At 59.7% G+C, this 25,903-nt stretch carries 25 protein-coding genes and 2 pseudogenes; 9 read left to right on the forward strand and 18 right to left on the reverse strand.

Going from position 1 to position 25,903, the window contains the following annotated elements; translation table 11 throughout:
• Nucleotides 1-319 precede the first annotated feature (319 nt).
• Both G5332_RS01320 and fdhD read left to right on the forward strand, forming a co-directional pair.
• On the forward strand, nt 320-2,449 hold the full coding sequence (locus G5332_RS01320) for a sigma 54-interacting transcriptional regulator (protein WP_421311054.1): 2,130 nt from the start codon (nt 320-322) through the stop codon (nt 2,447-2,449).
• Nucleotides 2,446-3,303 carry a formate dehydrogenase accessory sulfurtransferase FdhD gene (gene fdhD, locus G5332_RS01325; RefSeq protein ID WP_421311055.1) on the forward strand — a complete coding sequence of 286 codons (858 nt, stop codon included), beginning with the start codon at nt 2,446-2,448 and terminating at the stop codon, nt 3,301-3,303. Before G5332_RS01320 ends, fdhD begins: the two co-directional genes overlap by 4 nt.
• A 105-nt stretch (nt 3,304-3,408) precedes the next feature.
• On the opposite strand, the gene asd is transcribed toward fdhD, so the two are convergent.
• The 4 genes from asd to G5332_RS01345 all read right to left on the reverse strand — a co-directional run bounded on the left by asd (nt 3,409) and on the right by G5332_RS01345 (nt 8,001).
• On the reverse strand, nt 3,409-4,521 hold the full coding sequence (gene asd, locus G5332_RS01330; RefSeq protein WP_005345266.1) for an aspartate-semialdehyde dehydrogenase: 1,113 nt from the start codon (nt 4,519-4,521) through the stop codon (nt 3,409-3,411).
• A gap of 330 nt (nt 4,522-4,851) precedes the next feature.
• Nucleotides 4,852-6,159, reverse strand: a complete 1,308-nt coding sequence (locus tag G5332_RS01335; protein ID WP_421311072.1) for a D-amino acid dehydrogenase — start codon at nt 6,157-6,159, stop codon at nt 4,852-4,854.
• A gap of 157 nt (nt 6,160-6,316) precedes the next feature.
• The gene (locus tag G5332_RS01340) at nt 6,317-7,837 is read right to left on the reverse strand and encodes a cryptochrome/photolyase family protein (RefSeq protein ID WP_421249267.1); all 1,521 of its coding nucleotides are present in this window, start codon (nt 7,835-7,837) and stop codon (nt 6,317-6,319) included.
• The gene (locus G5332_RS01345; protein ID WP_080741246.1) at nt 7,837-8,001 is read right to left on the reverse strand and encodes a DUF2256 domain-containing protein; all 165 of its coding nucleotides are present in this window, start codon (nt 7,999-8,001) and stop codon (nt 7,837-7,839) included. Before G5332_RS01345 ends, G5332_RS01340 begins: the two co-directional genes overlap by 1 nt.
• A 441-nt stretch (nt 8,002-8,442) precedes the next feature.
• On the opposite strand from G5332_RS01345, the pseudogene G5332_RS01350 reads away from it, so the two are divergent.
• Nucleotides 8,443-9,759: pseudogene (locus tag G5332_RS01350) on the forward strand (tryptophanase); the annotation flags it as partial.
• Between the two features lie 144 nt (nt 9,760-9,903).
• Here the strand turns inward: G5332_RS01350 and cdd are convergent.
• The 3 genes from cdd to G5332_RS01365 form a co-directional block, all read right to left on the reverse strand.
• Entirely contained in the window at nt 9,904-10,788 is an 885-nt protein-coding gene (gene cdd / locus G5332_RS01355) for a cytidine deaminase (RefSeq protein ID WP_421249268.1), read from the reverse strand.
• Nucleotides 10,789-10,985: 197 nt separating this feature from the next.
• Nucleotides 10,986-11,672 carry an LrgB family protein gene (locus tag G5332_RS01360; protein WP_227094596.1) on the reverse strand — a complete coding sequence of 229 codons (687 nt, stop codon included), beginning with the start codon at nt 11,670-11,672 and terminating at the stop codon, nt 10,986-10,988.
• Nucleotides 11,669-12,025 (reverse strand): CidA/LrgA family protein, encoded by a 357-nt coding sequence (locus G5332_RS01365; protein WP_005333279.1) that lies wholly within the window; start codon nt 12,023-12,025, stop codon nt 11,669-11,671. The genes G5332_RS01360 and G5332_RS01365 overlap by 4 nt, the downstream gene beginning before the upstream one ends.
• Nucleotides 12,026-12,189: 164 nt before the next feature.
• Between G5332_RS01365 and G5332_RS01370 the strand changes: the two genes are divergently transcribed.
• Complete coding sequence (locus G5332_RS01370; RefSeq protein WP_421249269.1) at nt 12,190-13,899, forward strand: glycoside hydrolase family 36 protein; 1,710 nt, start codon at nt 12,190-12,192, stop codon at nt 13,897-13,899.
• Between the two features lie 78 nt (nt 13,900-13,977).
• On the opposite strand, the gene G5332_RS01375 is transcribed toward G5332_RS01370, so the two are convergent.
• Nucleotides 13,978-14,478: a hypothetical protein gene (locus tag G5332_RS01375; protein WP_005360277.1), complete on the reverse strand. Its 501-nt coding sequence runs from the start codon at nt 14,476-14,478 to the stop codon at nt 13,978-13,980.
• Nucleotides 14,479-14,633: 155 nt separating this feature from the next.
• Nucleotides 14,634-16,049 (reverse strand): exodeoxyribonuclease I, encoded by a 1,416-nt coding sequence (gene sbcB, locus G5332_RS01380; protein ID WP_421311056.1) that lies wholly within the window; start codon nt 16,047-16,049, stop codon nt 14,634-14,636.
• Nucleotides 16,050-16,237: 188 nt separating this feature from the next.
• On the opposite strand from sbcB, the gene G5332_RS01385 reads away from it, so the two are divergent.
• A complete protein-coding gene (locus G5332_RS01385) occupies nt 16,238-16,885 on the forward strand; it encodes an Arm DNA-binding domain-containing protein (RefSeq protein WP_227340633.1) in 648 nt (215 codons plus the stop codon).
• Between the two features lie 87 nt (nt 16,886-16,972).
• Nucleotides 16,973-17,216 (forward strand): annotated as a pseudogene (locus tag G5332_RS01390) (IS5/IS1182 family transposase); the annotation flags it as partial.
• Between the two features lie 80 nt (nt 17,217-17,296).
• On the opposite strand, the gene G5332_RS01395 reads toward G5332_RS01390, so the two are convergent.
• The 4 genes from G5332_RS01395 to G5332_RS01410 all read right to left on the reverse strand — a co-directional run bounded on the left by G5332_RS01395 (nt 17,297) and on the right by G5332_RS01410 (nt 20,712).
• A complete protein-coding gene (locus G5332_RS01395; protein ID WP_005336871.1) occupies nt 17,297-17,500 on the reverse strand; it encodes a CPXCG motif-containing cysteine-rich protein in 204 nt (67 codons plus the stop codon).
• 271 nt (nt 17,501-17,771) lie between these two features.
• Nucleotides 17,772-18,431: a hexitol phosphatase HxpB gene (gene hxpB / locus G5332_RS01400; RefSeq protein WP_139741909.1), complete on the reverse strand. Its 660-nt coding sequence runs from the start codon at nt 18,429-18,431 to the stop codon at nt 17,772-17,774.
• Nucleotides 18,432-18,557: 126 nt separating this feature from the next.
• Nucleotides 18,558-19,736 carry a formate-dependent phosphoribosylglycinamide formyltransferase gene (gene purT, locus G5332_RS01405; RefSeq protein WP_216978854.1) on the reverse strand — a complete coding sequence of 393 codons (1,179 nt, stop codon included), beginning with the start codon at nt 19,734-19,736 and terminating at the stop codon, nt 18,558-18,560.
• Nucleotides 19,737-19,821: 85 nt separating this feature from the next.
• A complete protein-coding gene (locus G5332_RS01410) occupies nt 19,822-20,712 on the reverse strand; it encodes a DMT family transporter (RefSeq protein ID WP_224967576.1) in 891 nt (296 codons plus the stop codon).
• Nucleotides 20,713-20,938: 226 nt separating this feature from the next.
• Here G5332_RS01410 and G5332_RS01415 point away from each other — a divergent pair, with 226 nt between their 5' ends.
• Entirely contained in the window at nt 20,939-21,526 is a 588-nt protein-coding gene (locus tag G5332_RS01415; RefSeq protein WP_005352326.1) for an FMN-dependent NADH-azoreductase, read from the forward strand.
• Between the two features lie 184 nt (nt 21,527-21,710).
• Here G5332_RS01415 and G5332_RS01420 read toward each other — a convergent pair whose 3' ends face one another.
• The 4 genes from G5332_RS01420 to G5332_RS01435 all read right to left on the reverse strand — a co-directional run bounded on the left by G5332_RS01420 (nt 21,711) and on the right by G5332_RS01435 (nt 24,094).
• A complete protein-coding gene (locus tag G5332_RS01420) occupies nt 21,711-21,890 on the reverse strand; it encodes a hypothetical protein (RefSeq protein ID WP_421172327.1) in 180 nt (59 codons plus the stop codon).
• A gap of 163 nt (nt 21,891-22,053) precedes the next feature.
• Nucleotides 22,054-22,242: a DUF4250 domain-containing protein gene (locus G5332_RS01425; RefSeq protein WP_019445848.1), complete on the reverse strand. Its 189-nt coding sequence runs from the start codon at nt 22,240-22,242 to the stop codon at nt 22,054-22,056.
• 2 nt (nt 22,243-22,244) lie between these two features.
• Nucleotides 22,245-22,709, reverse strand: a complete 465-nt coding sequence (locus tag G5332_RS01430) for a MarR family winged helix-turn-helix transcriptional regulator (RefSeq protein WP_005336856.1) — start codon at nt 22,707-22,709, stop codon at nt 22,245-22,247.
• A 170-nt stretch (nt 22,710-22,879) separates the two neighbouring features.
• Nucleotides 22,880-24,094, reverse strand: coding sequence for a UPF0149 family protein (locus G5332_RS01435; RefSeq protein WP_421172328.1), 1,215 nt, complete (start codon nt 24,092-24,094; stop codon nt 22,880-22,882).
• Nucleotides 24,095-24,325: 231 nt separating this feature from the next.
• Here G5332_RS01435 and G5332_RS01440 point away from each other — a divergent pair, with 231 nt between their 5' ends.
• Both G5332_RS01440 and G5332_RS01445 read left to right on the forward strand, forming a co-directional pair.
• Nucleotides 24,326-25,204: a CvfB family protein gene (locus G5332_RS01440; RefSeq protein ID WP_005345791.1), complete on the forward strand. Its 879-nt coding sequence runs from the start codon at nt 24,326-24,328 to the stop codon at nt 25,202-25,204.
• Nucleotide 25,205: 1 nt separating this feature from the next.
• Nucleotides 25,206-25,517: a DUF1289 domain-containing protein gene (locus G5332_RS01445; RefSeq protein WP_108614012.1), complete on the forward strand. Its 312-nt coding sequence runs from the start codon at nt 25,206-25,208 to the stop codon at nt 25,515-25,517.
• A gap of 55 nt (nt 25,518-25,572) precedes the next feature.
• Here the strand turns inward: G5332_RS01445 and G5332_RS01450 are convergent, their stop codons facing one another.
• Complete coding sequence (locus G5332_RS01450; protein WP_005336851.1) at nt 25,573-25,896, reverse strand: HI1450 family dsDNA-mimic protein; 324 nt, start codon at nt 25,894-25,896, stop codon at nt 25,573-25,575.
• Nucleotides 25,897-25,903 lie beyond the last annotated feature (7 nt).

Consider the following 25,903-nt stretch of genomic DNA (forward strand, 5'->3'; position numbering starts at 1 on the left):
CTTAATTGAGATCAAGAACTGATGAAATAACCGGTTAAATATGGCCATCAGATATATTAAATCGGATTGTAATGAAATTTGAGCTCATCTATGATGAGTCGCCATTCCAATATATCCCCCGATAACGATGTTACTTTTTGTTGTCGTTCGTTAATAACAACTCTGGAATTGCAACATGCGACAATTTTCGTCACCGCTTTTCTTATTGGCAGCCGCTTTTACGGGCTGCGGCTATTTATTTTGGTGACGAGTGCTTGTCGTGATGCGATGGCATGGACAGCCTGACTGGTGACTGAAATTGATATAACGTGAGGCCGCAATGCTAAATGTGAGTGCCATCCCCCTGGACGAGATCTCTCCCATCTGGGACGACGGTTTCCTCCTGCTCTCCAAATCCCTCCTGTCGGCCGTGACGCTCGATGATTTTATCCACAAACTCAACAAGATAGATGCCAGCTTCGGCGGCGTGACCCGGGTCAACCTGATCCTCAACATGGGTGCGGACGAGGAGGCCATCTTCTACTTCATGGGACATTCCGGCCCAAAGCATCTGGTCTGCCCCAAGGCAGAGCTGCACCTCTCCCCCCGTCCTACCAAAGAGACCCCGGAACAGGCCATCATTCTCGCTGCCGCTCGCTTTGAGAATCGCTGCCCGGCGCTGGATCGCGAAGGGGTCTACGGGGGGCTGCGCTCCTACTGCCAGCTCCCCATCACCACCGCCCGCAGCCACCTTGGCGGGGTCGAGTTTATCAACACCCAGCTCGACAGCTTCACCATGGAGACCCTGGCCAAGCTGACCCAGCTGGCGGCCATTATCGCAATTGCGCTGGAGAACGTGCAGGACAAGGAGCGCACCCTGGAGCAGGCCAACTCCCTGCGTCTTGAGCGCGACAGTTGCAAAATTCTGGTGGATGTGACCAACGCGGTGATCAAACTGGTGCGCATCGCCGAGCTGCCCAAGAGCCTGTTTACCATCCTGCATCACCACTTCGGCATCAGCAGCTTGTGTCTGGCGGAGTACAACGCCACCTCCGACAGCTTCAAAAGCTATCTGGTCAATCAGCACCAGAGCGAGCAGCCGGGCATCATCGACCACTCCTGTTTCGAAAAGAAGTGTCTGCAGGGAGCCCTTGGCCATAGCGAGCCGTTTTTTGTCTATCGCGAACATGGCCACGGCTGCAGCAATCGCTGCCGCTTTACCTCCCAGATCCTGCCGCCAGAGGCCGACAGCTCCTGCATTTTGCCGCTGCGCTATCGGGGCAACCTGCTGGGGGTGTTGATCCTCTCGCACCCCAACGCCGACTTCTTTGCCGATATCGATATCTCCTTGCTGGAGCAGGTGGCGGCGCGCACGGCCATTGCCATGAACAACGTGCAGGCACAGCAGGAGATCTCCAACACCAACGGCGCAAAAGAGAAGACCATTCGCATCAACGAGCCGCAGATGCAGGGGGAGTTCCCCCACATCATCTACCAGAGCGCGGTGATGGAGAGTGTGCTGGAGAAGGTGCGGCTGGTGGCCGAGAGCGACAGCACCGTGCTGATCCTCGGCGAGACCGGCACCGGCAAGGAGCTGATCGCCCAGGCCATTCACGCCCTGAGTGCCCGCCACGATCACGAGATGGTAAAGGTGAACTGCGCCGCCATCCCCACCGGCCTTATCGAGAGCGATCTCTTTGGCCACGAGAAGGGGGCCTTTACCGGCGCCCTGACCCAGCGTATCGGCCGCTTCGAGCGGGCCCACAAGGGCACCCTGTTCCTCGACGAAGTGGGGGATATGCCGCTGGACTTGCAGCCCAAACTCTTGCGGGTATTGCAGGAGCACGAGCTGGAGCGGGTGGGCAACAGCAACCCCATCGTGGTGGATGTGCGGCTGGTGGCCGCCACCAACTGCGATCTGCTCTCCATGGTCAAGAACAAGCGCTTTCGCAGTGACCTCTACTACCGCCTCAACGTCTTTCCCATCGAACTGCCGCCGCTGCGCGAGCGCCGCGAGGATATTCCGCTCTTGGTCAATTTCTTTATCAAGAAGATCGCCAAGCGGATGCGCCGCACCATCACCTCGATCCCCGCCGATGCCATGAAGATGCTGGTGTCGCTCCCCTGGTACGGCAATATCCGCGAGCTGGAGAACGTCATCGAGCGCGCCGTGGTGATGACCCGCGGCCATGTGCTCAATCTCTCACCCGATGAGCTGATGCCCCTCAAGGGTTATCACAAGATTGAGACCCTGGTGTATGACGAGCCCGCCACACCGCTTTTTGCCGAGGGGCCGGAGGATGAGCGCGAGGCGATCATCGCCGCCCTGCGCGACTGCAACGGCATCGTGGCCGGTGAGCGGGGGGCGGCCAACCGCCTCGGCATGAAGCGCACGACCTTGCTCTCCAAAATGAAGCGGCTCGGCATCTCGGCCCGGGATCCCGAAATCATTGACGGGGTCGCACCATGAGAGAGGCCATAGAGCTTGAGGCGCGGAGCGAGCAGAGAGAACAAAGCGAGCAGAGCGAACTGGCACGCTGCGCCATCCATCGCGAGGTGGTGCACTATCGCGCCGATACACTGACCTGCGACAGCGAGATGGAGCTCCCCTCCGAGACGCCGGTGGCGCTGGTCTACAACGGCATCGCCCACAGCGTGATGATGTGCTCGGCCTCCGATCTGGAGGATTTCGCTATCGGTTTTTCGCTATCCGAGGGGATCATCGACAGCCTGCTCGATATCCACGACATCGAGCAGATTGACGGCTGTCAGGGGATTGAGCTGCATATCACCCTGGCCAATCGCTGCGTCCATCGCCTCAAAGAGAAGCGGCGCACCATGGCGGGGCGCACCGGTTGCGGCATCTGCGGCAGCGAGAGTCTGGAGCAGGTGATCCGCACCCAGCCAAGCTTGCCCGACAGCCAGCGTCTGGCGGTAGGCCATATCGACAAGGTATTGACCGCGCTGCGCCCGCTCCAGCTATTGGGTCAGCGCACCGGCGCCACCCATGCGGCGGTGCATCTGGATGGTGAGGGCAATATTCTCGCCATTCGCGAGGATGTGGGGCGCCACATAGCACTCGACAAGCTGGTGGGTCATCTGTGCCGCACGGGTCGCCGTGACGGCGCCATTCTGGTGACCAGCCGCGCCAGCTTCGAGATGGTGCAAAAGTGCGCCAGCGCCGGGGTCGAGATCTTGCTCGCCATCTCGGCCGCTACCGAGCTTGCGGTCGAGCGTGCCGAGCAGACCGGGCTCACTCTGGTGGGTTTTTGCCGCCCCGGGCGGGCCGAGATCTACAGCGGCTGCCAGCGTATTCTGCTTTAAGTGACTGCAAGAGTGAGAGTCTGCTAAAGGGCTTATAAAAACTGGCAATAAAAAAGGGCGGGGAGTGTGACTCCCCGCCCTTGTTGTATCTGCTGCTGTGGCGGCTTAGCGCGCCAGCAGGATACGCAGCATGCGGCGCAGCGGCTCGGCGGCGCCCCACAGCAGCTGATCACCTACGGTAAAGGCGGCCAGATACTCAGGGCCCATATTGAGTTTGCGCAGACGACCCACCGGAATGCTGAGGGTGCCGGTAACGGCCGCTGGAGTCAGTTCGCGGGCGGTGATGTCGCGATCGTTGGGGATCACTTTTACCCAGTCGTTGTGGGCAGCCAGCAGGGCTTCGATCTCCGCCAGCGGCACATCCTTTTTCAGCTTGATGGTGAACGCCTGGCTGTGGCAGCGCAGGGCGCCGATCCGCACGCACAGACCATCCACTGGAATGACGGCGTTCTCGATACCCAAAATCTTGTTGGTCTCGGCCTGACCCTTCCACTCTTCACGGCTCTGGCCGTTGTCGAGCTTGGTGTCGATCCAGGGGATAAGGCCACCGGCCAGCGGTACGCCGAAGTTGTCTACCGGCAGGGTGCCGGAGCGGGTCTTCTCGGTGATCTTGCGCTCGATGTCGAGGATGGCGGAGGCAGGGTCTGCCAGCTCGACCGCCACTTCGTCGCGCAGCATCCCCATCTGTGTCACCAGCTCGCGCATATGACGGGCACCGCCACCGGAGGCAGCCTGATAGGTGGCCACGCTCACCCACTCCACCAGATCGGCCTTGAACAGGCCGCCGAGGGCCAGCAGCATCAGGCTGACGGTGCAGTTGCCGCCGACGAAGGTCTTGATGCCATCGTTCAGGGCCTGCTCGATGACGTCGCCGTTGACCGGATCCAGAATGATGACGGCGTCTTTCTCCATCCGCAGGGAGGAGGCGGCGTCAATCCAGTAACCCTGCCAGCCGGCGGCTTTCAGGCGCGGATAGACATCCTTGGTGTAGTCGCCGCCCTGGGCGGTGATGATGATATCCTGCTTGGCCAGCGCCTCGATATCGAAGGCGTCCTGCAGAGTACCGGCATCGACGCCGAAGTTGGGTGCGGCCTCACCGGCCTGGGAGGTGGTGAAGAATGTGGGTTGAATATGGGCGAAATCCTGCTCTTCCTGCATCCGGCTCATCAGAACCGATCCCACCATGCCACGCCAACCGACCAAACCTACTTTTTTCATATTGTCCTACCCTGGATTGCTGCTAAAGAAACTCGTGGTGACACCCGTAACCCCTTGTCTGGCGACGCCTGTTTACAAGCGGTTTACAGGCCATTTAAAAAATATGCGCTGCGAAAAATGCGTCTATCCACATTACGGATTGTGGCGGCTGGCGCAAGTCGAATTGCGCAATATTCTGTGCCGTTTGCTGCATTAACCGGCAGCCAGAGCACCGCCCAGGTAGACGGGGAGGGAGAAGGTCAACATCAGACGAAAAGGCCACCGTTTATGGCGGTGGCCTGTCAATAAAGCGGGTGAAAAGCGAGTGAAACAGCCCGACAGCTTGGGCGCTTAGCCGTAACGGGCCAGAGTGAGCCCCTCATCGCTGATGGCGGGTTCGCTGCCGTTGATAAGATCGCACAACAACTGACCCGAACCGGCCGCCATGGTCCAGCCCAGGGTGCCGTGGCCGGTATTGAGCCAGAGGCCGGGAATGGGGCTTGGCCCCACCAGCGGGGTGCCGTCCGGCGTCATGGGGCGCAGTCCGGTCCAGAACTCGGCTTGGCTGATATCGCCCCCCTCGGGGAAAAGATCGCCCACCACCATTGCCAGAGTGTCGTGGCGTCTCGGATTCAAGGCGAGGTTGTAGCCCGACAGCTCCGCCATGCCGCCGACCCGGATCCGCTCGTCAAAGCGGGTGATGGCCACCTTGTAGGTCTCGTCGAGCACGGTACTGCGCGGCGCGGCCTCAGCATTGATCATCGGCAGGGTGAGGGAGTAGCCCTTGACCGGATAGACCGGCAGCTCCAGCCCGAGCGGGCGCAGCAGCGGCCGCAAAAAGCCGGTGGCATAGCTGCCGAGCGCACAGACGATGGCATCGGCGCGATAGCGCTGTTCGCCCGCTCGCACCGCCACGGCGCGGCCGCGGGCTTGCTCAATCTCGTCGATGTCGCAGTTGAAGACGAACTTGACCCCGAGCTTCTCGGCTTCAAGGGCAAGGGCCTTGGTGAAGCGGAAGCAGTCGCCGGTCTCGTCGCCGGGCAGACGCAAGCCGCCGACGATTTTGCCACGCACTCGCGCCAGCGCAGGCTCTGCCGATTCGCAGCCGCTGGCATCCAGCGACTGGTAGGGGACGCCATACTCCTCCAGCACCTCGATATCGCGCTGACTGGCATCGAGCTGGGACTGGCTTCTAAACAGCTGCAGGGTGCCGAGCTGGCGCCCTTCGTAATCGATGTTCAGCTCGTCACGCAGCCGCTTCATGCAGTCGCGGCTGTATTCGGCCAGACGCACCATGCGCCCCTTGTTGGTGGCATAGGCGGTCGGGGTGCAGTTGGCGAGCATTCTGAGCATCCAGCGTAGCTGGAAGGGATCGGCAGTGGGGCGCACGGTGAAGGGGGCATGCTTTTGCAGCATCCACTTGGCGGCCTTGAGGGGGATGCCGGGGGCCGCCCAGGGTGCCGCATAACCCGGGGATATCTGCCCGGCGTTGGCATGGCTGGTTTCAAGGGCGACGCCACCTTGTCGCTCCAGCAGGGTTACGTTGTGACCCGCTTTGGCCAGATACCAGGCGCTGGTTACCCCAATCACGCCACCACCGAGAACCACTATCTCCATATCGTCTTTCCTTGACTGATCTCCTGATGTGGCCACCACCATAATCAGCCGCCACAGGATATTCAACTGCTCTGCGCAGGATTGGGATCTCCGTCTGCTTGCCGGTCACAGGCTGGTGTTTGGTGCGATGGTGAGCCTGATTGCCAGCGTAAATCGCTGCGCTCTTGTCAGTGTGAATGTGCCAGGGGACATGGCCCGCTTACAACTGCTCCAGCTTGATCAGGTAGTGCTCCGCAGTGGCCAGAATGGCCTGCTGTTGTTCCGCGGCTTGGCCATCCCAGTTGGCATAGGGGAGGGCGAGGCGGGGATTGCCGCCCAGTGTGTCCCGATTGCGCCAGAGAAAGTGCCAGTAGAGGCTGTTGAAGGGGCAGCTCCCTTCGCCGTGGCGAGCTTTGACCTGATAGTGGCACCCCTTGCAGTAGTGGCCCATCCGCTCGAGATAGGCGCCGCTGCTGGCGTAGGGCTTGCTGCCCATCAGGCCGCCATCGGCAAACTGGCTCATGCCGCGGGTGTTGGGCAGCTCCACCCACTCGATGGCATCCACATAGATGCCGAGATACCAGGCATCCACCTCGTCAGGATGGATCCCCGTCAGCAGGGCAAAGTTGCCTGTCACCATCAGCCGCTGGATATGGTGGGCGTAACCGTGCTCGAGGGACTGGCCAATGGCGTGTCGCACGCAGGCCATCTTTGTTTCTCCATTCCAGAAGAAACCGGGCAGCGGCCGGTTGGCCCCGAGAAAATTGGTCTGCTGGTAGTCGGGCATCTTCTCCCAGTAGAGGGCGCGGACAAACTCGCGCCAGCCGAGGATCTGGCGGATAAAGCCCTCCACCTGCGCCAACGTGATGGTGGCCTGATTGGCCTGCCAGTGGGTCTCGGCGGCGCGGATCACCTCAAGCGGATGAAGCATCTTGCTGTTGAGGGAAAACGACAAACGGCTGTGAAACAGACTCCAGCCCCGCTCGCTCAGGGCATCCTGATAGCGGCCAAAGTGAGGTAGGCAGTGGGCCAGAAAATGGGCCAGCAGCTCGCGACTCTGGCGCCTTGTGATAGGCCACGGCAGTTGGCTGGCATCCGCCTCGCCGATGGTGCTGACCCCGTGGCGGGTCAGCATGGCATCAATCTCGCTCACCTCGTTGGCAAAGGTGAGGGGGGCCGGGATGGGCTGGCTCGCCGGCAGCTTGGCGCGGTTCTCGTCATCAAAATTCCAGCGCCCACCAAGGGGTTGGCCGTTCTCATCGAGCAGCACTTGGTATTGCTTTCGCAGGGCGCGGTAGAAGAACTCCATCCGGCTATGGGGATAGCGCTGCCAGCCATCGCGGGGAGTGAGAAAATGCTCGCTCTCCACCTCGGTGGCAGGGATGGCAAGGCCCGCCGCCCAGCTTTTCAACTGGCTGGCGAGGCGCCACTCATCCGGGCTCTGCCAGGCAAAGCTGCTGGCCTGATGTGCTTCGAGCTGAGCCTCCAGCAAGCCGGGTAAGTCGGGCCAGCGGGCGCTCTCATCAAGGGTCAGGTAACAGACGCGGTGGCCCGCCTTGCCAAGGGCTGCCGCGAAGGCGCGCATGGCGGCAAAGAAGGCCAACACCTTCTGACGATGGTGGTGGCAGTAGTCAGTCTCCTGACGCAGCTCTGCCATCAGATAGCAGACCGCCGGATCCGGGGTGCGAAACCAGCTGTGACCGGCGTTCAGCTGATCGCCGAGAACAAGGCGCAGCTCCATCAGACTCGCTCCCCCTCAGGTTGCTGGCTGCGGTGACGAGCGTGGCGACAGCGTTCGCTGCAGTAGCGAACCTCCTCCCAGCTGCGCGCCCACTTGCGCCGCCAACTGAAGGGGCGCTGGCAGACGGGGCAGATCTTCTCGGGCAGATGGGGTTTGCGATGCATGATGGCTTCCGGCCTTGGCTGATGGGGGATGTGGCGTGTGGGTAGGGAGAATAACGAAGCGGGAGCGCGGGCGGATCAACCTCGCTGCAGGTTTGCCGCGCAGATGCCCACTTTGTGAGCGGGCGCACAGCCCGTCGGTGCGCCCCTTGTTTGCCAATTAACCAGCCGTTAACGTGGCGAGGCTGCCCGTTGGCAGCATCCATCAATGGATCTTGTTGGCCACCGACTGTCTACAACCGATATGGAGGGGAGTGATGCCAATCATGACAGCTACGCCCCGGGCAGCTTGCCTGCTCGCCCACTGGTATACCCGGGATCCCATTCTCACCTTCGACTTTCCTCACCGCTGATTGGCGGCACCCGCCGTTTGAATTTGTCAGCCGGACGACCCCGATCGCCCCGGCCTCTTTGCCAATCCCGATTTCAAACACACTGGCCTAGCGCCGCACCGCCCTCGAGGCCGCTGGCTGGAACCCCTTCCTGCTGCTGGCCGAAGATGTCTATATCGACCTGCTGACCGACAGCGGTACCGGTGCCATGTCCGACTGTCAGTGGGCTGGCATCATGATGGGGGATGAGGCCTATGCGGGCAGCCGCAACTTCGTCGAGCTGGAGCGCACGGTGCGCGAGATTTTTGGCTACCAGCATGTGATGCCCACCCACCAGGGGCGCGGGGCCGAGCAGATCCTCTTCCCCGAGCTGGTCAAGCGTTGCAAGGGCAAGGCGCCGGTCTTTATCTCCAACTACCACTTTGACACCACCAAGGCTCACGTGGAGTTGGCTGGCGCGCGGGCCATCAACCTGCTCAACCCGAAAGCCCTCGACACCACGGCGCCCTACGCCTGGAAAGGGGATTTTGATCTCCCTCGCCTGACCGACACCATCGAGACCCTGGGGGCCGACAACGTGGCCGGCATCATCATCACGGTCACCTGCAACAGCGCCGGTGGTCAGCCGGTCTCCATGGCCAATATGGAGGCGGTTTCCGAACTGGCCCGTCGCCAGCATATTCCGGTGGTGATCGACGCCGCTCGCTTTGCCGAGAACGCCTGGTTTATCAAGGAGCGGGATCCGGCCTATGCCAAGCACAGCATCAAGGAGATAGTGCGCCAGATGTTCGCGTTGGGGGACATTTTCACCATGTCGGCCAAGAAGGACGGACTGGTCAATATCGGCGGGTTGTGTTGCTTTAAAGAGGATCTCGACCTGTTCCGCGCCGTGCAGGTGCGCTGCGTGGCGATGGAGGGGTTTGTCACCTATGGCGGCCTCGCCGGGCGGGACATGGCGGCGCTTGCCATCGGCCTGCGTGAGGGGATGGATGAGGAGTATCTCACCTACCGCATCAGTCAGGTGGCCTATCTCGGCGAGCGGCTGGCCGAGGCGGGCATCCCGATCCAGACCCCCACCGGCGGCCATGCGGTCTTTGTCGATGCCAAAAAGCTGCTGCCCCATATTCCGGCCGAGCAGTTCCCAGCCCATGCGCTCGCCTGCGAGCTCTATCTGGAAGGGGGCGTGCGCGGGGTGGAGATTGGCTCCCTGCTGCTGGGGCGCGATCCCGCCACCGGCAAGCAGGAGGCGGCGGACTTTGAACTGCTGCGTCTTACCATTCCGCGCCGGGTCTACACCCGGGATCACATGGACTATGTGGCCGACTGCCTGATCGCAGTGAAAGCGCGGGCCAGCGACATTCGCGGACTCACCTTTGACTACGAGCCGCCGCTGCTGCGCCACTTCACGGCGCGGCTAAAACCGGTCTGATCAGCAATCGGTTATACGGGGTGATCAACCGCGCCAAGCCGTGAGATCAAGGGCTGCCCCCGATTAAACGGCCAAGTAAAAAGCCCCCGTACCAAGGTGCGGGGGCTTTCGTTTATCGACACAAATATCGACACAAAGCCGGGATCAAACTGCCTGATACTCCAGTTCGACCGAGCCCAGCGCCTTGAGGGTGGACTGGGCGGAGTCACGCTGGCTGATCTGGCCGCTTTTATTCTCCAGCAGCACGGCGCGGCGGATGGTGGCGAGATCTTCGCCGTTAAGCACCGCATGGGCACAGGCCATCTGCATCGGTGGCAGGCTGGGGTTGAAGGCGGCGTTCTCGGCGTAGCGGCCAGAGAAGATGCGGCCATCGGCAAATTGCAGCGCCACCGCGGCATAGCCCTGGCTATAGGGGGCATAGCTTTGACGGGCGGCGGCCAGCGCGGCTTGCCACAGCGGGTCTTCGCTTTGAAGCTCAAGCTCTGCGTGATCCTGCGGGCTCATCAGCGCATCCGTGATGTCGAGGTCCGCTGGGCCAAACGAGTGGGGCAGGAAGGATTGCAGGGCGCTCAGGTCATCGGGCAGAGAGACTTTCAGGATCTTGGCGGTGCTCAGCTCGTTCATGAACTGACGGCAGTGGCCGCAGGGGGTGTAGTTGACGGTGATTTCGCTGATCCCGGTCTCGCCACCCAGCCAGGCGTTGGAGATGGCGGACTGCTCGGCGTGAACCGAGTGGAACAGACCTTGCCCCGCAAACTCCATGTTGGCACCGAAGTACCAGCTGCCGCTCAGGCCGCAGGCGATGGCACCGACGTAAAACTTGGAAATGGGTGCTACCGAGCAGGCAGCGGCCAGCGGCAACAGGGCGAGGCGCAGGGCGCGATCGTCAAGACCTGTGGCGGCTTTCAGGGTGGCGACTTGCTCCGGCGTGAAGCGGGCGTTGAAGTCGGCACTATCCAGCATGGGCTGCACGGCTGCTTTGAGCGGGGCAGAGAGGGTATCGAATGGCTTGGCAAAACGGGGATGCATAGTGTGTCCTCAAAGGCCAATTGGGCGGCCATTGTAGGGAGCAAGCTCGGGTAAATGTGTGAGCAGGCTCACGCCCTGACGGGCAAACGGAGGGGGATGGTAATGGAAACGTTTGTCTTGTGCAAATTGTGCGGCAGGTCGCACCCCGAGAGGCCAGCAGGCCCCCCGGAATGGTCAACAGGTGGTCAATGGGGTCATCAGATCAGCCAGTGATAGATGGCAAACAGCAGCGGGGCGACGGCCGCGGTGAGGATCCCGCATACCACCATGGCGAGCGAGGCAAAGGCGCCCTGGGTGATCCCCTTCTCGGCGGAGGTGGCGGTGCCGATGGCGTGGGCACAGGCTCCCATGGCGAGCCCTTGCGCTTCCGGATCGGTCACTTTCAGCAGTTTGAGCAGTGGATAGCCGATCAGGGCACCGACAATCCCCACCACCACCACCACGGCGGCCGCGATGGCAGGAATGCCGCCAATGGACTGGCTGACGCTCATGGCGAGCGGGGTGGTAATCGATTTGGTGGCAAGCGAAGCAAGTAGTGCCGGATCTATGTCCATAAAATGACCGATCAGCAGGGTTGTGCACACCGAGATCAAGACGGAGGCGAGGGTACAGATTAGGATGGGCTTGAGCTTGGCCTGGATCTGGCGCGCCTGTTGATAGAGCGGCAGCGCCAGCGCAACTACTGCGGGCTCCAGCAGCATGGTAATGGGGCTGCTGCCGCGCTCGTACTGCTCAAGGGGCAGATCAAACCAGAGCAGCAGGCCGATGATCACCGCGGTCGGCACCAGCACAGGGTTGATGATGGGCCAGGGCAGGCGGCGATAGAGGGCACGGGTGGCGAAATAGAGCGCCAGGGTCAGAGGGATCGCTAGCCAGAAGATCATTTGTTCATCCTCTGGTAGAGCCGACCGACGGTTGCGAGGATCAGCACGATCCCGAGCACGATGCAGAGCATGATGACGCCGAAGGATTGGCGCAGGGGCTCAAGCCAGGCCACCAGTCCGACTGCAACCGGCACGAACAGCACGCCCATGTGGCGCAGCAGCAAGCCTGCCCCCAGCTCGACCCAATGCAGCTTGATCAGTTGCAGGGAGAGCAGCACAAACAGCAACAGCATGCCGATGATGCTGCCGGGAAAGGCGAAAGGCAGGATGGCTGCCACGGATTTGCCTGCCAGCAGGCAGGCGACGATGACCATAAAGTCACGAAAGTACAGCAAGGCGCGTTGCGCGATCACGTGAACCTCATCGACTGGGAAGAAAAATCGCAGTTTACCAGAGAGGCCGGGTCGCGGCATTAAAACAATAACAACTGAAATCAGTTCGTTTGAAGCTGATTTGTATGCAGATTATCTGTTGAACATTGTCTGATAGAACCCTTTTCGAACTACAAGGAGTAGTGATGACATCCCTCTTGTCCCGAGTTCGCCAGCTGGCGAATGATAATGCGTTGCCACCCCATCTGCTTCAAACCCGTCAGTGGGAAGGGCCCCTGTGTCGGGTGCGACTCGACAACACTGGCGCTGATGCCACTCCGGTTGACCGCTGGGTGCTGTTTGACGGCAAGCTTGGCCTGCCGGTGGAGAGCGCCATCTATGGCGAAGGATTCCAGATGCTGGCCCAGACCATGGGGTGCTGGCAATCACCGCAACATGTCGGCCGTTGCCCCGATGCCAGCGTCTATCGCATCACCGATGACAATGGCTACCACACCATCCACAACCTGTTGCTGGTGGAGCATGGCAAGGGGTGGCTGCTGCTCGCCTTTGCCAGCTGCCACCGTTTTGGCGGGGAGTTTCGCCTCTATCCCGATGGTTGCTTGCAGATCCTGATGAACTGCGAAGGGCGAAAACTTGCGGCTGGTGAGCATTGGCAGAGCGAGGCGCTGATCTGCCTCGAAGGGGCTGAGCGCGAAGATCTGCTGGCTGAGCTGGCACGGCTGATCGAGGCCGAGCATGGTTCGCTGATCGGTAAGGTGAGTGAGCGCCCGAGCGGCTGGTGCTCCTGGTATCACTACTACGCCGAGGTAAGTGCCGCCGACATTCGCGAGAATCTGCAGGTGCGTGCCGAGCGTTTCCCGGCCCTGCGTTACGTGCAGATCGACGACGGCTATCAGGCTAAAATGGGCGATTGGCTCACTCCATCGGCCAAGTTCGAGCAGGGCGTTGCGGCACTGGCTGCGGAGATCAAACAGGCTGGCTGCGAGCCCGCCCTCTGGGTCGCGCCCTTTATTGCCGAACCCGGTTCACAGGTGTTTCAGGAGCATCCCGACTGGTTTGTGAAGGGGGATGACGGCTTGCCGCTGCCCTCCGAGCGGGTCACCTATGGCGGTTGGCGCTGCACCCCCTGGTATGTGCTGGACGGCACCCACCCCGAGGTGCAAGCGCACCTTGAACAGGTGTTCCGAACCCTGCGCGAGCAGTGGGGCATCCACTACTTCAAGCTCGATGCCAACTTCTGGGGCGCCATCCACGGTGGCCGTTTCCACGATCCGGCCGCCACTCGGGTTGAAGCCTATCGACGCGGTATGGCGGCCATCCTGCGTGGTGCTGGTGAAGGTGCTTTCCTGCTCGGTTGCAACGCCCCCATCTGGCCAAGCCTTGGGTTGGTGCACGGCATGCGGGTGAGTGATGACGTGGAACGCAATGGCCACCGCTATCGCCAGATCGCCCGCGAGGCCTTCTGCCGCGCCTGGCAGAACGACAAACTCTGGGCCCTCGACCCCGACTGCATTTGCCTGCGGGATCTGCCAAGCCAGCAGGCAAGCAAGGCGGATTACAGCTTCCATCTGGCAGCGCTGGTGGCGAGCGGTGGCATGATGCTGGCCGGTGATCGACTGCAAGATCTCGATGAGGAGCAAGCGGCGCAACTGCGCAAGCTGCTGGCGCTTTGTGCGTCCCGTGCACCCTCTGCCCGTTTCGAGTCGATGGACTTTGCCTGTGGTGAAGTAAGCCTGCCCGAGGGCGGCACTTTGCTCTGTCTGTTCAACTGGGAGGGGCAACCACAGGAGTTTCTGCTGCCAGAAGGGGGAACTGATTTTTGGCATGGGCAGGCAGTCGGTACGGCCATGACCCTGCAAGAGGGCGAAGGGCGGGTGATCCGCTACGCCTGATCACAACCTCACCATAAACAATTCAGGCTCCATCACGGAGCCTGAATTGTTTCAATCAGCAGTTATCAGTCACGTTTTTCAGTAACGCCACTCAAAACCAACGGCGTATTTGGCAGAGCCATAGCCCGGGATATCACTGCCGGAAGCGATCGCCTTGAGGGTTAGCAACGGGGTGATGGGCACCCCCAGACCAAAACCGATGGCCAGCTGATCATTGGGGTTCCCCATCAGATCGACCCGCATCACCCGATAAAGGGACATATCCTCGCTCAGGTGCATATAGGCTTGCGAAGCGCGGTTATAGACCTGACCAAACACCTCCAGCTGGAAACCTGACTGGGCGCTGATGGCCAGCGGTACCCCGACAAACTTGTAGAGATGGGAGCCGTTGAAGTAGCTGTTGGTGATCAGGGGAGTGAAATCAGTCTGCTGATAAAGGGTATTGAAGTTCTGTTCTACGATGCGATAGGTCTGCTCGGGCAGGCGAGCAAGATAATCCGGCACATCGAACCGGTATGCGGCGTTGGCTGCCAGCGGCAGCAGGGCCAGTAATCCGAGCAGTGCGTGGTGACGAGGCATCAGCAAATGGCTTCCGTTCGGCCAAAGAGATCTCTTGCTTGTGAGACATCCGCTCAGGATGTTGCAAGATATTGGTTTTTGGGGAAATCCCCTTCGTCATTATGACCTGAAGAAGGGGATGAGCGGGGAGGATTTATTGTGAAACTACTCACAACTCATAAATCTTCCAGATAGTGATAGAGACTCTTTAGAATCGCGAAGTTCCGTTCGTTACTCTGGTTCTGCTCGGCCAGCGCCTCGAGACGGGGCACATAGTCCGGCAGACGGCGGCTGAAGTAGTCGCTGCAGTGCAGGCGCCAGCGTTTCTGCTCTGCTTCGCTCAAGGTGTGTGGCCAGTTGCGGGCGCGGTAGCGGAACAGCATCTCCGGCAGCCGCGCGTCGGTAAAGGCAAATTCCCGCTCACCCAGCAGATCCGCGGGGGTGGCACGCACCAGATCCATGGTGGACTTGTCGCCATGGCCAAAGAATCCGGCGTAGAGCTGGGTATCGGGGTCGCTCTCATTACTGCCGGCGAACTCCTGATTGAACACTTCCACCAGTTTTTCCCGTACCTCGGGGTGGGCGCGCAGCAGATCCAGGCTCTTGCGGCACTGCTCCCGATTGATGCCGAGCTCGTCGGCCCGTTCCGCCGTCAGGGTGGCGGCCGGCGCCAGTACCGGGCACTTGTTGATGTGCACCAGCTTCACCGGAATGCCCGCCAGATCCCCCAGCTCCTCTTTTTTGGTATAGAGGCGCTCGCGGATCTCCTCGCTGGTGAGCTCGATAAGCGGGGTGGGGTCACGGGTCAGATCCACCATGATCACCGCGTTCTGGTTGGTGGGGTGCCAGGCAAGTGGCGAGACCCAGCTTGCACAACCCTGCCAGGGGGAGAACATGCCGGAGACGTGCACCAGCGGCTTCATGGTCACCACGTCAATCAGCGCCTTCACCTTGTTTTTGTTACGCAGGTCAAAGAGATAACCAAACAGCTTGGGTTGGGCTTTTTTCACCAGCTTGGCCATCTCGATGGTGGCCAGCACGTCCGAGAGTGCATCGTGAGCATTGGCGTGGGCGACGCCGTTGGCGACCGTCAGCTTCTCCAGCCGGAAACTCGGCTTGCCCTCATCGTCAAACGCCCACTCGATCCCCTCCGGCCGCAGGGCATAGCAGGCTCGCAGCATGTCGAGAATATCCCAGCGGGAGTTGCCGTTCTGCCAGCTGTAGGCATAGGGGTCATAGAAGTTGCGATAGAGGGTGTAGCGGGTCACCTCATCATCGAAGCGGATGCTGTTGTAGCCAAGCACACAGGTATTCGGCGTGGCGAATTGCTCGTGGATCTGGCGAATGAAATCCGCCTCGCACAGCCCATCCTTCATCGCTTTCTGTGGCGTGATACCGGTGATAAGGCACGCCTCCGGATCTGGCAGGTAATCTGCCGGAGGCTTGCAATAGATGACCAGCGGCTCGCCGATGACGTTGAAATCCGCATCGGTACGAATACCGGCAAACTGCGACGGCCTGTCCTTGGCGGGGCTGATGCCGAAGGTTTCGTAGTCGTGAAAATAGAAGGTAGGATTTGTCTGCTGGTTCATTACGTGGTTCTGAATTGTGTCTATATGTTTGAAAAACAAGTCGTTATACGAGGTGTTATCTCAGATTGTCTCACTTTGTCCGATCTTGATTCAGTCCGTTCCAGACCAGTTTGGTACATATCTGTGTACACGTTAGGACGCGTTAATGTGTCAGTGAAAAATCAGATAACCAGTCACATGAGAGTCATATGCCACTTACTGATACGAAGCTACGGGCCCTCTATGGTAAGCCCTACTTTGGCAAGACGGAATTGTCAGACCGTGATGGATTGTCAGCTCGGATCACCGAGCGAGGCACCATCTCGTGGCAATATCGCTATCGCTGGCAAGGAAAAGCGGCGAGACTCAAAATTGGACGCTATCCCGACCTTAAACTCGCTGATGCCAGGGCGTTGATCCCTGCTATCCGTGGCGCTCTTGAACGTAATGAACATCCCAGAGTTTTTTGGGATAAACTCCACCAGAAGCATGATGTCACCCTGAAACAGTGCTGCGAGCATTTTCGTGAGCACCATTTGCCCAAGCTGCGGCCTCGTACGGTCATGCTCTATGAGCATACCATGCAGCGCTATTTCGAACCTCTGTTTATTGGTATTCCGGTGGAACAGATCCCGTTTTCGAGCTGGCTGGAGTGGTTTGATAAGATTGGCAAGAAAAAGCCGAAAAACGCAGGGCATTTATTGCGCAGGTTAAAGTCCATTCTGAGTTTTTGTATGCGACGTAATCTCATGGGTGGCTCTCCGAAGTCGAAATTACGTATCGAACATGTTGGCTTTCAACCCGAGAGAGAGCCTCGCGTGCCGACCAAGCGAGAGCTGGCTCACCTGCTGGGTTGATAACGAGGTCATGAACAACTGGTTTTACCACGACCATCATGGGCATCAGTCTCTATTCCTCCTCGTTAAAATACGGGGGTATAGGTAAAGGAGCATACGAGGAATGAGGCGGTGCAAACGGAGAGAGTGGTGCACCGAAAGAAGATATTAGGGAGGGGAAGCACCATCGCCCGTTGGCAGTGACGGTAATTTACCGGTTCAAGCAGTTGCTGGCAGGAAATAGCATTCTCAGGAAATGCAACGGTCAGGTAGGAGAAGTGGTGGCGCATATGAGTGCGATAAACAAACGGAACTCCTTGCTCTGCCTGTAAAGAAGCCCCAAGTGTTGTAGCAGCACATGGGGCTTCGGAAGTCATGACTTGCTGGCTGAGTTAGGCAACAATGCCCTGCTCGGCCTTTTGTGACTCGTAATCAAAACAGTTGCTCGTCGTCTGCATCCACAAACAACTGCAAACAGTCGCGTGCTTCGTCGCGGTGAAGCCGCAGATGGATCGGATTGCAACAGGCCATGCAATCTTCGTAAAACTCCTGATCACCCTGGCTGGCATCCAGCTCGACCCGGGTATGGTGGCCGCAGTGGGGGCAGACGATGCGCTTGCTGGTGTACTCGATCATGATAACCTCCTCGGGCCCTGAGGCCGCCTATCTACCCTGATTCTAGTCGGGCTGCAGGGGGTTAACCGCGAGCAAACGCACGTTTATGACAGAGATCAAGCCTGAGGGATGGCAAGGTGAAACCGGCTGGACTGGTCGTGTGCGATAAGCACAATCCGGTTGTGATTGACGGGTGAAAAGAGGGGAATTGCCAACGGTTGTTTGGCAATAACAGGGGGCTGGAGCCCCCTGCGGATATGAGAACGCGAGCGCAGCAAGGCGCCGATAGGCGCTATTTGACCCAGCTGGCCAACATGTCGGCATTGAGTTCGGCCAGCGAGCCGAGCTGGTAGTTGGCGATGGCCAAGCGTGGGTCGCCCACTAAAGCGGGATCCGGCACGATCAGCGCTGTCATGGAGGCCGCCTTGGCCGCCAGCAAACCGGTAAAGCTGTCTTCGATGGCCAAGCAGTGCACCGGCTCAACCCCCAGTTTCTCGGCGGCGTGGATATAGACATCCGGGTGCGGTTTGCCGAAACGCTCGATTTCCGCAGAGTGAACCGCCATAAAGCGATCGCGAATGCCGAGTTTGCCGAGTACAGCTTCTACCATGGCAAAGGGTGAGGAGGTCGCCAGACCCACTTTCAGGCCGCGGGCCTCGATAAGGTCGAGCGCCTCCAGCACGCCGGCTTTGGCCTGACCTTCGGAGAGGATCAGGGCGTTGACCCGATCCAGAATGCGCTGTACCACCTCTTCCTGAGTCGGGCCGCTCCACGGGCGCAGGCGATACCAGTGGGCAACCAGCTGATCGATGCGCACGCCGATGGTCGACTCACAATCCTCGACGGTGTGGGGGTGACCCAGTTCGGAGAAAACGGCGATTTGGGCCCGTTGCCAAAAGGGTTCCGAGTCGATCAGAACACCATCCATATCGAAGATCACGGCAGCTAACATCTTGTACTCCTGACAAATTTGAAGAGGGGATTATAAGCCTGACGGGGAAATGCAAAAGGGGCATTGCCATGCCCCTTGCGCTCGATCACATCGGCAAACGTTTGTTTTGCTGTGGCAAAAAAGCCCTTAGAACAGTACTTCGACCTTGGCGGCCACAGCTTTGGCTTTTTCCACCGCATCCTGGCAATCCGCTGCGCGGGTCAGCGCCACGCCAAGACGGCGGCGACCGGCGATCTCCGGCTTGCCAAACAGCCGCAGCTGGGCGCCCGGCACCAGCGCCAATGCCTCACCAATTCCCTGATAGCGGATGTCCTGGCTGTGCCCTTCGCGCAACACCACGGCGGAGGCACTCGGCCCGTACTGGGTGATGGTGCCGACCGGCAGTCCCAGAATGGCGCGCACGTGCAGGGCGAACTCGGAGAGATCCTGCGAGATCAGGGTCACCATGCCGGTATCGTGGGGGCGGGGGGAGACTTCGCTGAACCACACCTCATCCCCCTTGATGAAGAGTTCGACCCCGAACAGGCCGTAACCGCCGAGGGCCTCGACCACCTTGGCCGCTACCTCTTTGGATCGGACCAGCGCCAGCTCGCTCATCACCTGTGGCTGCCAGGATTCGCGGTAGTCGCCATCTTCCTGCCGGTGGCCGATAGGGTCGCAGAAGTGAATGCCATCGACGGCGCGTACCGTGAGCAGGGTGATCTCGTACTCAAAGGGAACGAAGCCCTCGACGATCACCTTGCCACGACCGGCGCGGCCACCCTCCTGGGCGTAGGTCCAGCTCTCATCCAGCTTGGCGAGATCGCGCAGTACACTCTGCCCCTTGCCGGACGAACTCATCACAGGTTTCACCACGCAGGGCAGGCCGATAGCCTCGACGGCGGCGACAAACTCCTCTTTGCTTTGGGCAAAACGATAGGGTGAGGTGGGCAGACCCAGGGTCTCGGCGGCGAGGCGGCGGATCCCTTCCCGGTTCATGGTGAGTTGGGTAGCGCAGGCGTTGGGCACTACCTTGACCCCTTCTTGCTCAAGGGCAGCCAGGGTATCAGTGGCAATCGCTTCAATCTCGGGGATGATGAGGTCGGGTTTAACCTCGGCAACCAGGGCACGCAGGGCGTTGCCATCGAGCATATCCAGCACGTGGGCTGCGTGGGCCACCTGCATGGCGGGGGCGTTGGCATAGCGGTCGGCGGCGATCACTTCGATCCCGAACCGTTGCAACTCGATGGCGACCTCTTTGCCAAGTTCGCCGGAGCCCAGCAGCAGGGCACGGGTGGCGCCGGGGCGGGTTGCGGTTCCAAACATACGATCTCTCCTGATGTCGATGGTCATTGTTGATGATCGCTATCGCACGAATAGCGGACAAAAAAAGAGGCACGCATGGCGTACCTCAGGAAACGGGTTTGTGAGCGCGCTGCTCCAGATGGGTCAGCAAGGTAATGGCGCCAATGATGATGGCGGCGCCAAGCCACAGACGGCCGGGGGGCGCCCAGCCAAATACCAGCCAGCCCGCCAGCACGTTCATCGGCAGCTTGGCAAAATCGAAAGGCTGCACGAAGGAGGCCTCTGCCACGCTGTAAGCGCGAGCGATGGACATTTGGGCCAGTGCCGTCAGCACGCCGGAGGCGGCTACCAGCAGCCACTGGCTCTCGCTTGGCCACTGCCACTCCGGCAGGGCCAGCATGATGTTGAACGGGGTACTGAAGATAAGCAGATAGACCACAATGGTGTGGGATGATTCGTTGGCCGCCTGATAGCGCACCATCAGGGAGTAGCCGGCCCAGAACAGCGCCGCCGCCACCGGCAGCAGGGAGGCCCAGTTGAACTCGTCAGTCCAGGGGGCGAGGATCAGCATGGCGCCGGCAAAGCCCGCCAGGGTGGCCAGAATGCGGGTGCGGCTCACCTGCTCCTTGAGCAGCAGGGCGGAGCCCAGGGTGGCAAACAGCGGTGAGGTCATCAGCAGGGCGATCCCCTGCCAGATGGGGACGGGGTACGCCAGTGCCCAGAGCCAGAGCTGGATGCCGATCACTGCCAGCAATACCCGCAACAGGTGCAACCGGAACTGATTGGTCATCAGGGATTGGCGCAAGCCATGACGAACCAGCCAGGGCAGCAGGCAGATCAGGGCGATCAGGTATTGATGGAAGGCGACCTGAGTCGATGGGAGGCCAAGCTTGAAGCTGACATACTGGCTCAGGCTGTTGACGGCGGCGAAGCAGAGTCCTGCCACCATCATCCAGACTGCACCGGCCAAAGGAGAGTGCCTGCGCGAGGGTATCATGGGATCCGGGTCGCTGGAAAAAAGTGCGGCGGATCATAACGGCAATCGTTTGTTCTGCCAAGGGTGGAAGCGCGGCCGCAGGGTTGGCTGGCGAGGAAGTGGCCTTGCATCAAAAAATTTGAACAAGTTGAGCATCTATTTTCGCTATCAGCAAATAAGCACAATGTTTAGAGTGACCTCCATCGACAGCAAGGCTGTTCAACCGACAACCAAATGGAGTTTCACCATGGCCAATATCCTCGTACTCAAATCCAGCATCCTGGGTCAATATTCCCAATCCAACGCCCTGATCGACGGCTTCCTGGCTGATCATCAGGATGATGCCGTCACCGTGCGTGATCTGGCGGCCCTCAACCTGCCGGTGCTGGATGGCGAGCTGGCCTCCGGCCTGCGTGGTGGTGATAACCTCAATGAGCGTCAACTGGCGGTGATCGCCCAGTCCGACGAGCTGATCGCCGAACTGAAAGCGAGCGACTTGGTGGTGATTGCGGCCCCCATGTACAACTTCAACATCCCGACCCAGCTGAAAAACTGGATCGATCTGGTGGCTCGTGCTGGCGTCACCTTCCGCTACACCGAGACCGGTCCGGTGGGTATGGTTGAAAATACCCGTGCGCTGGTGATCAGCCCCCGCGGCGGCATGCACGTCGGCAGCGCCACCGATCTGGTCACTCCCTACATGCGTACCGTGCTCGGTTTCATCGGTATCAAAGAGGTGGATTTCATCTACGCCGAAGGGATGGGGATGGGCCCGGATGCCCAGAGCAAGGGGATGGAAGCGGCCAAAGCGCAGCTTGAGGCTCTGGCTATCTAAGGGCTCTCTTTTATAAGGGCTCTCTATCCCGTCAGGGGTTATCTCTTCAAGGGGTTGCCCTGCGAGATACAAGAACGCAGCCATCAGGCTGCGTTTGTTTTTTGGTTAGATATGATTGCGACAGACGTTGCTGCTACAGAGAGTATCGCGGCAAGTGGTCGGTATAGACGCTCTGGCGGAGTCACTACTCCATCATAAAGCGGCGACAACCACGCACCAGCAGCAATGCCACCATGACCAGCAGGCCAAGCAAGAGGGTGGTTAGCCACTGTTCGGTACTTTGCGGCAAGTAGGGTGTGAAGAGGCTGATCATCAACAGGGTACAGAGCGTGATCAACAGGCTCTGTCGGGTCATCAATATCATGGGGTCATCCTTGGTTTGCTCACCTGAAACGATTTTAATGCCCTCTTGTGACAGGGTGATGTATCCGTGCATCACCCTGTTGGGCCTCTTCAGACCATATCAGGTTTTTACCGCAGAGCCAGCGCCATCACTGGCGCTGTGATCCCGATCCCGCTAGCTCTCTTTATCTGAACTGTTTCTGCGCTGGCTGGTAGTGAAAATCGCCGCTGGCGAGCCGCGCTTCCAGTGCCGCCTGATCGATCTCCTGCGCTTTGCAGAGATCATCCAGATCGTCATAGCGATCTCGCAGCTGCATATTGACGACGCTCAGCAGCATGTTGATGTCCATGGTGGCGAACTTTTTCAAATCCATGATTATTTCTCCCGATCCAGTGATTGCAACTGCTCAATGGCGGCGCTGACGCTGTGCAGATGCTGGCGGATCGCCTCGCGGGATTCGCTAGGCAGATAGTCGGTCAGGGTATGTTGCCAGCTGCCCGCTTCACTCTTGAGCTGCAGGAAGAGGGCGAGCCCGGCATTGGTGAGGGAGACCAGGCTGATGCGTTTGTCCTGCTCGCTGCTCTCGGTAAAGATGATCCCTTTTTCGACCAGACGGCGGATCTCGCGGGAGATGCGCACCTTGTCCATGCCGCTCGCCTCGACCAGCTCTTTCTGGCTGATGGGGTAGTTGGGGCCGAGCACCATCATCAGGCGCCATTGCGGCACGGTCAGCTGGTAACGCTGTTCATAAAACTGTTCGAAGGTATCCCGTAGCATCTCGGCGGCATGTACCAACTGATAGGGCGGGTAGTGAGCGAGTAACGCTATGATTTTTGACATATTACACCCTGCTGTGACGGCTGCATCAGATGCAGTTTCTTTTGATACTTTGACATTGATGATACGAAACTCAAGCTGATTTGTCTGACCCGGTTGCGATGAAATGTGCGGTGGCGCACGCCCTCAAGGAAAAACCGGGTCTGACCGACGGGATTTTAAGCCAACGTTGTTCAGCCTTTACGCAACCAGATGAGGGCGTTCTGCTTGAGCCAAGCCTCGCGAGTGTGGATAGCGTAGAGCGCGGCCTCGTCGCGGCTGCCCGCTTGCCAGCTTTGTGGCTCCTGTTTGGGCAGCTTGCGCTGACCCAGCAGGCAGGCCGGAATGTGCGGGTTGGCCTCGATGGCGACCAGCAGATGGGGCTTGGCTGCCTCGGCACCCTCGGTAGCAAAGACCATCAGCGCCTTGTTATAGAGCAACCAGCTGGAGGCTTCATCGAAGCGCACCAGCAGGGCGGCCAACGCCTGCCAATCCCCTTGCAGTGCATAGAGGGTGGAGAGGTTGTAGCGGCAACCCAGCTCATCGGCCATGCAGATTGTCAGCAGCGCCAGATACTCCGCTTTGGCCTCGTCCAGCTTGCCAAGGCGCAAAAGGCAGTCGGCACGGCCGGCTCTGGCGGCCAGCAGAGGACGCAGCTCGGGGGCACTCCAGCCGTGGCCGGCGATTTGCTGCCAGAAGGCTTCATCAAAGAGTGGAGTGGCATCGGCGATGATCTTCTCGAACCAGCCTAGGCGGGCCTGATGATCGCGGCAGCTGTCGGCCAGCTCGAACCAGGTCTGCCACTGTTGGGCCTGCTCGCTATTGAGGGCCACATCAGCGCTGGGGGCGGCCTGATACTGGTCGAGGTTGAGCAACTGGTTGAGGGCGGTTTTCATGTTCTGGCGCTGGCGTTTGCAGAACTCGACAAAGGGGAGTTCGCTGGCGGCGGCGCTATAGAGCATCTGGGCCATCTGCTTGTCGCGAAACAGGCTCAGCTCGGCGGCCAGACTGAAGCGGTACTGGGTGGTCGGGTCGTTCAAATCCTTCGGCTTGGGCCAGGTGGCAAAACCCATGCTGAAGCCATAACACCATTGACCGAGTGGGTGGCTCTGTTCGAACACCTGCTCGGGGTTATCGCTGGGCAGGCGGCATTGACTCGGCAGGGCCAGCTGGGCGTCGTCGGCCTGGGATTCCAGCTCGGCGATCAGGTGGTTGAGGGCTTCTGCGCTTTTTTCATCCAACTCGGCATCCTGTTCCAGCAGACCAGCCAACGGGCGTTGCCAGTCAGGGCTTTCCGGCCCTACCAGACGAGCACAGAGAAAACCGTGCAGGGCCGGGTAGGTCATGTCCTGATCGCTGTGGCTCTGGATCCATTGATTAAGATGGCGGGTACGAGTGGATGGGTTCATCGACAGTTCCTCTGGATTTGAACAGCCGCGGAGTCTACCTAAAAGTGGGGTTATTTGCAGCAAATGGCCGCCTGTTTGGCGATTTAATCACCATTGGCGGATAAGGTAAGGGCGAAAGAGCGGCCAGTGGTGGCTTGGGGACTAGGCCGGATCACCGCTCTTGAGGTAACATGCGCGCCCATAGGGGCCATGTTCAGTTGGCCCATCCGGGTAATGAAAAAAGAGAGCACCATGATACAGATTGGCAAGATGAACACCCTCACCGTTGTTGAACTCGAAGACCGTGGCGCCTGGCTTGCGGCCGATGAGTACGGTGAACTGCTGCTGCCCAAGCGTCAACTGCCGGAAGGGGTGAAAGAGGGGGATAGCGTGCAGGTCTTCCTCTATCTGGATGCCGATTGCGAGCCGGTGATCACCACCGACAAGCCATTTGCCATGGTGGACGAATTTGCCGGTCTGAAAGTGGTCAATGCCAACAAGATTGGTGCTTTCCTCGACTGGGGCATGAAAAAGGATCTGTTTGTGCCCAGCCGTGAGCAGAACAAGCCGATGCAGGTGGGCCACGTCTATCTGGTGCGTCTGCAACTGGATAATGAAGGGCGCATGGTCGGCACCAGCCGCATCGAGCGTTTCCTGACCCCGGCCGGCAGCAACTTCAAGGTCGGTGACGAAGTGACCGCGCTGCCGGGGGAGCACTCGCCCCTTGGCATCAAGGTGATCGTCAACGGTCAGTATCCCGGCATGCTGTTCAAGAACGAGGTGTTTGGCCGGGTGATGACCGGTCGGCCGCAAACCGCTTGGGTCAAGCAGGTTCGCGAAGATGGCAAGCTGGATCTGACCCTGCAAAAGCCGGGTCTGGCGCGGGTTGATGATGCCGGTGAGCGCATTCTGAGCCGGATGAAAAAGCAGGGCGGCAGTCTGGCGGTGGGTGACAAGAGTGAACCCGAACTCATCTACAAGCTGTTCAGCATGAGCAAGGGCACCTTCAAGAAGGCGATCGGCGGCCTCTACAAGCAGGGCAAGATTGTCATCGAAGATAACGCCATTACCCTGACCGACGCCGGTGCCGCGCAGGTACAAGCAGGCGAGCAGGCGCAGGATAGCGAATAAGATGCCGAGTCCCTGTGTTGGCCTCTGCAAGGCGAAAGACGGGCTTTGCCTTGGTTGTGGCCGCACCCTGAGCGAGATCGGCCACTGGTCGGCGATGGATAGCAAGGCCCAGCTGGCGGTGATGGCCGAATTGGATGGCTCGAAAAGCACCCACCGCTGCCCGGGTTGTGGCGAACCGGCCTATTGCGCCGTTTCTGCCGGTCAGACCATTGCGCAGTGCTGGTGCAGCCAGTTGCCGGTACTGCCGATGCAGGAGGCCAGCGCTTGCTGGTGCCGCCGCTGTCTGGCCAAGGCCATCGCGGCGCAGGATTAGCAGAAAACTGAATTAAGTGAAAATAGAAACAAGAAAGGCGCCGATGGCGCCTTTTTTATGCCTGCTGCTGGCGATGCCAGCGCACATGCACTTGATCTTCGGTCAGCAGACGGGGCAGCAGGAAGGTGGCGAAGATCACCTCAAACTCATCCTGATGATCCAGCAAACCGACCCACACTTCGACCCAGCGCTCCATATCGACCGGTTCACCCAGCTCGGTCGACCAGTCGGCATTGGGCAGGGTCGCCTCCACGGCGCCACGCTGCTCAAACTCCAGGGTGATGTCGACTATTTGTTCGGGGGCCAGCATATCGGCGGCCTGCTCAAGAAACTGATCATAGGCCCATTCGACCAGCTGATCCGGGGTACGCTGTTCCATGAAATCA

The organism is Aeromonas sp. 603757, from assembly GCF_049171255.1.
In the GTDB taxonomy this organism is placed as follows: Bacteria; Pseudomonadota; Gammaproteobacteria; order Enterobacterales; family Aeromonadaceae; genus Aeromonas; species Aeromonas veronii_A.

What these genes read in the sequence shown, in the direction of transcription:
- G5332_RS01370 (WP_421249269.1), top strand. Translation starts at nt 12,190, where the DNA reads ATGACATCCCTCTTGTCCCGAGTTCGCCAGCTGGCGAATGATAATGCG.
- G5332_RS01340 (WP_421249267.1), bottom strand. Translation starts at nt 7,837, where the DNA reads ATGGAGCTGCGCCTTGTTCTCGGCGATCAGCTGAACGCCGGTCACAGC.
- hxpB (WP_139741909.1), bottom strand. Translation starts at nt 18,431, where the DNA reads ATGTTAGCTGCCGTGATCTTCGATATGGATGGTGTTCTGATCGACTCG.
- G5332_RS01335 (WP_421311072.1), bottom strand. Translation starts at nt 6,159, where the DNA reads ATGGTGGTGGCCACATCAGGAGATCAGTCAAGGAAAGACGATATGGAG.
- fdhD (WP_421311055.1), top strand. Translation starts at nt 2,446, where the DNA reads ATGAGAGAGGCCATAGAGCTTGAGGCGCGGAGCGAGCAGAGAGAACAA.
- G5332_RS01435 (WP_421172328.1), bottom strand. Translation starts at nt 24,094, where the DNA reads ATGAACCCATCCACTCGTACCCGCCATCTTAATCAATGGATCCAGAGC.
- purT (WP_216978854.1), bottom strand. Translation starts at nt 19,736, where the DNA reads ATGTTTGGAACCGCAACCCGCCCCGGCGCCACCCGTGCCCTGCTGCTG.
- asd (WP_005345266.1), bottom strand. Translation starts at nt 4,521, where the DNA reads ATGAAAAAAGTAGGTTTGGTCGGTTGGCGTGGCATGGTGGGATCGGTT.
- sbcB (WP_421311056.1), bottom strand. Translation starts at nt 16,049, where the DNA reads ATGAACCAGCAGACAAATCCTACCTTCTATTTTCACGACTACGAAACC.
- G5332_RS01445 (WP_108614012.1), top strand. Translation starts at nt 25,206, where the DNA reads ATGCCGAGTCCCTGTGTTGGCCTCTGCAAGGCGAAAGACGGGCTTTGC.
- G5332_RS01360 (WP_227094596.1), bottom strand. Translation starts at nt 11,672, where the DNA reads ATGATCTTCTGGCTAGCGATCCCTCTGACCCTGGCGCTCTATTTCGCC.
- G5332_RS01425 (WP_019445848.1), bottom strand. Translation starts at nt 22,242, where the DNA reads ATGGATTTGAAAAAGTTCGCCACCATGGACATCAACATGCTGCTGAGC.
- G5332_RS01450 (WP_005336851.1), bottom strand. Translation starts at nt 25,896, where the DNA reads ATGGAACAGCGTACCCCGGATCAGCTGGTCGAATGGGCCTATGATCAG.
- G5332_RS01320 (WP_421311054.1), top strand. Translation starts at nt 320, where the DNA reads ATGCTAAATGTGAGTGCCATCCCCCTGGACGAGATCTCTCCCATCTGG.
- G5332_RS01345 (WP_080741246.1), bottom strand. Translation starts at nt 8,001, where the DNA reads ATGCATCGCAAACCCCATCTGCCCGAGAAGATCTGCCCCGTCTGCCAG.
- G5332_RS01385 (WP_227340633.1), top strand. Translation starts at nt 16,238, where the DNA reads ATGCCACTTACTGATACGAAGCTACGGGCCCTCTATGGTAAGCCCTAC.
- G5332_RS01430 (WP_005336856.1), bottom strand. Translation starts at nt 22,709, where the DNA reads ATGTCAAAAATCATAGCGTTACTCGCTCACTACCCGCCCTATCAGTTG.
- G5332_RS01410 (WP_224967576.1), bottom strand. Translation starts at nt 20,712, where the DNA reads ATGATACCCTCGCGCAGGCACTCTCCTTTGGCCGGTGCAGTCTGGATG.
- G5332_RS01395 (WP_005336871.1), bottom strand. Translation starts at nt 17,500, where the DNA reads ATGATCGAGTACACCAGCAAGCGCATCGTCTGCCCCCACTGCGGCCAC.
- G5332_RS01440 (WP_005345791.1), top strand. Translation starts at nt 24,326, where the DNA reads ATGATACAGATTGGCAAGATGAACACCCTCACCGTTGTTGAACTCGAA.
- G5332_RS01375 (WP_005360277.1), bottom strand. Translation starts at nt 14,478, where the DNA reads ATGCCTCGTCACCACGCACTGCTCGGATTACTGGCCCTGCTGCCGCTG.
- G5332_RS01420 (WP_421172327.1), bottom strand. Translation starts at nt 21,890, where the DNA reads ATGATATTGATGACCCGACAGAGCCTGTTGATCACGCTCTGTACCCTG.
- G5332_RS01415 (WP_005352326.1), top strand. Translation starts at nt 20,939, where the DNA reads ATGGCCAATATCCTCGTACTCAAATCCAGCATCCTGGGTCAATATTCC.
- cdd (WP_421249268.1), bottom strand. Translation starts at nt 10,788, where the DNA reads ATGCATCCCCGTTTTGCCAAGCCATTCGATACCCTCTCTGCCCCGCTC.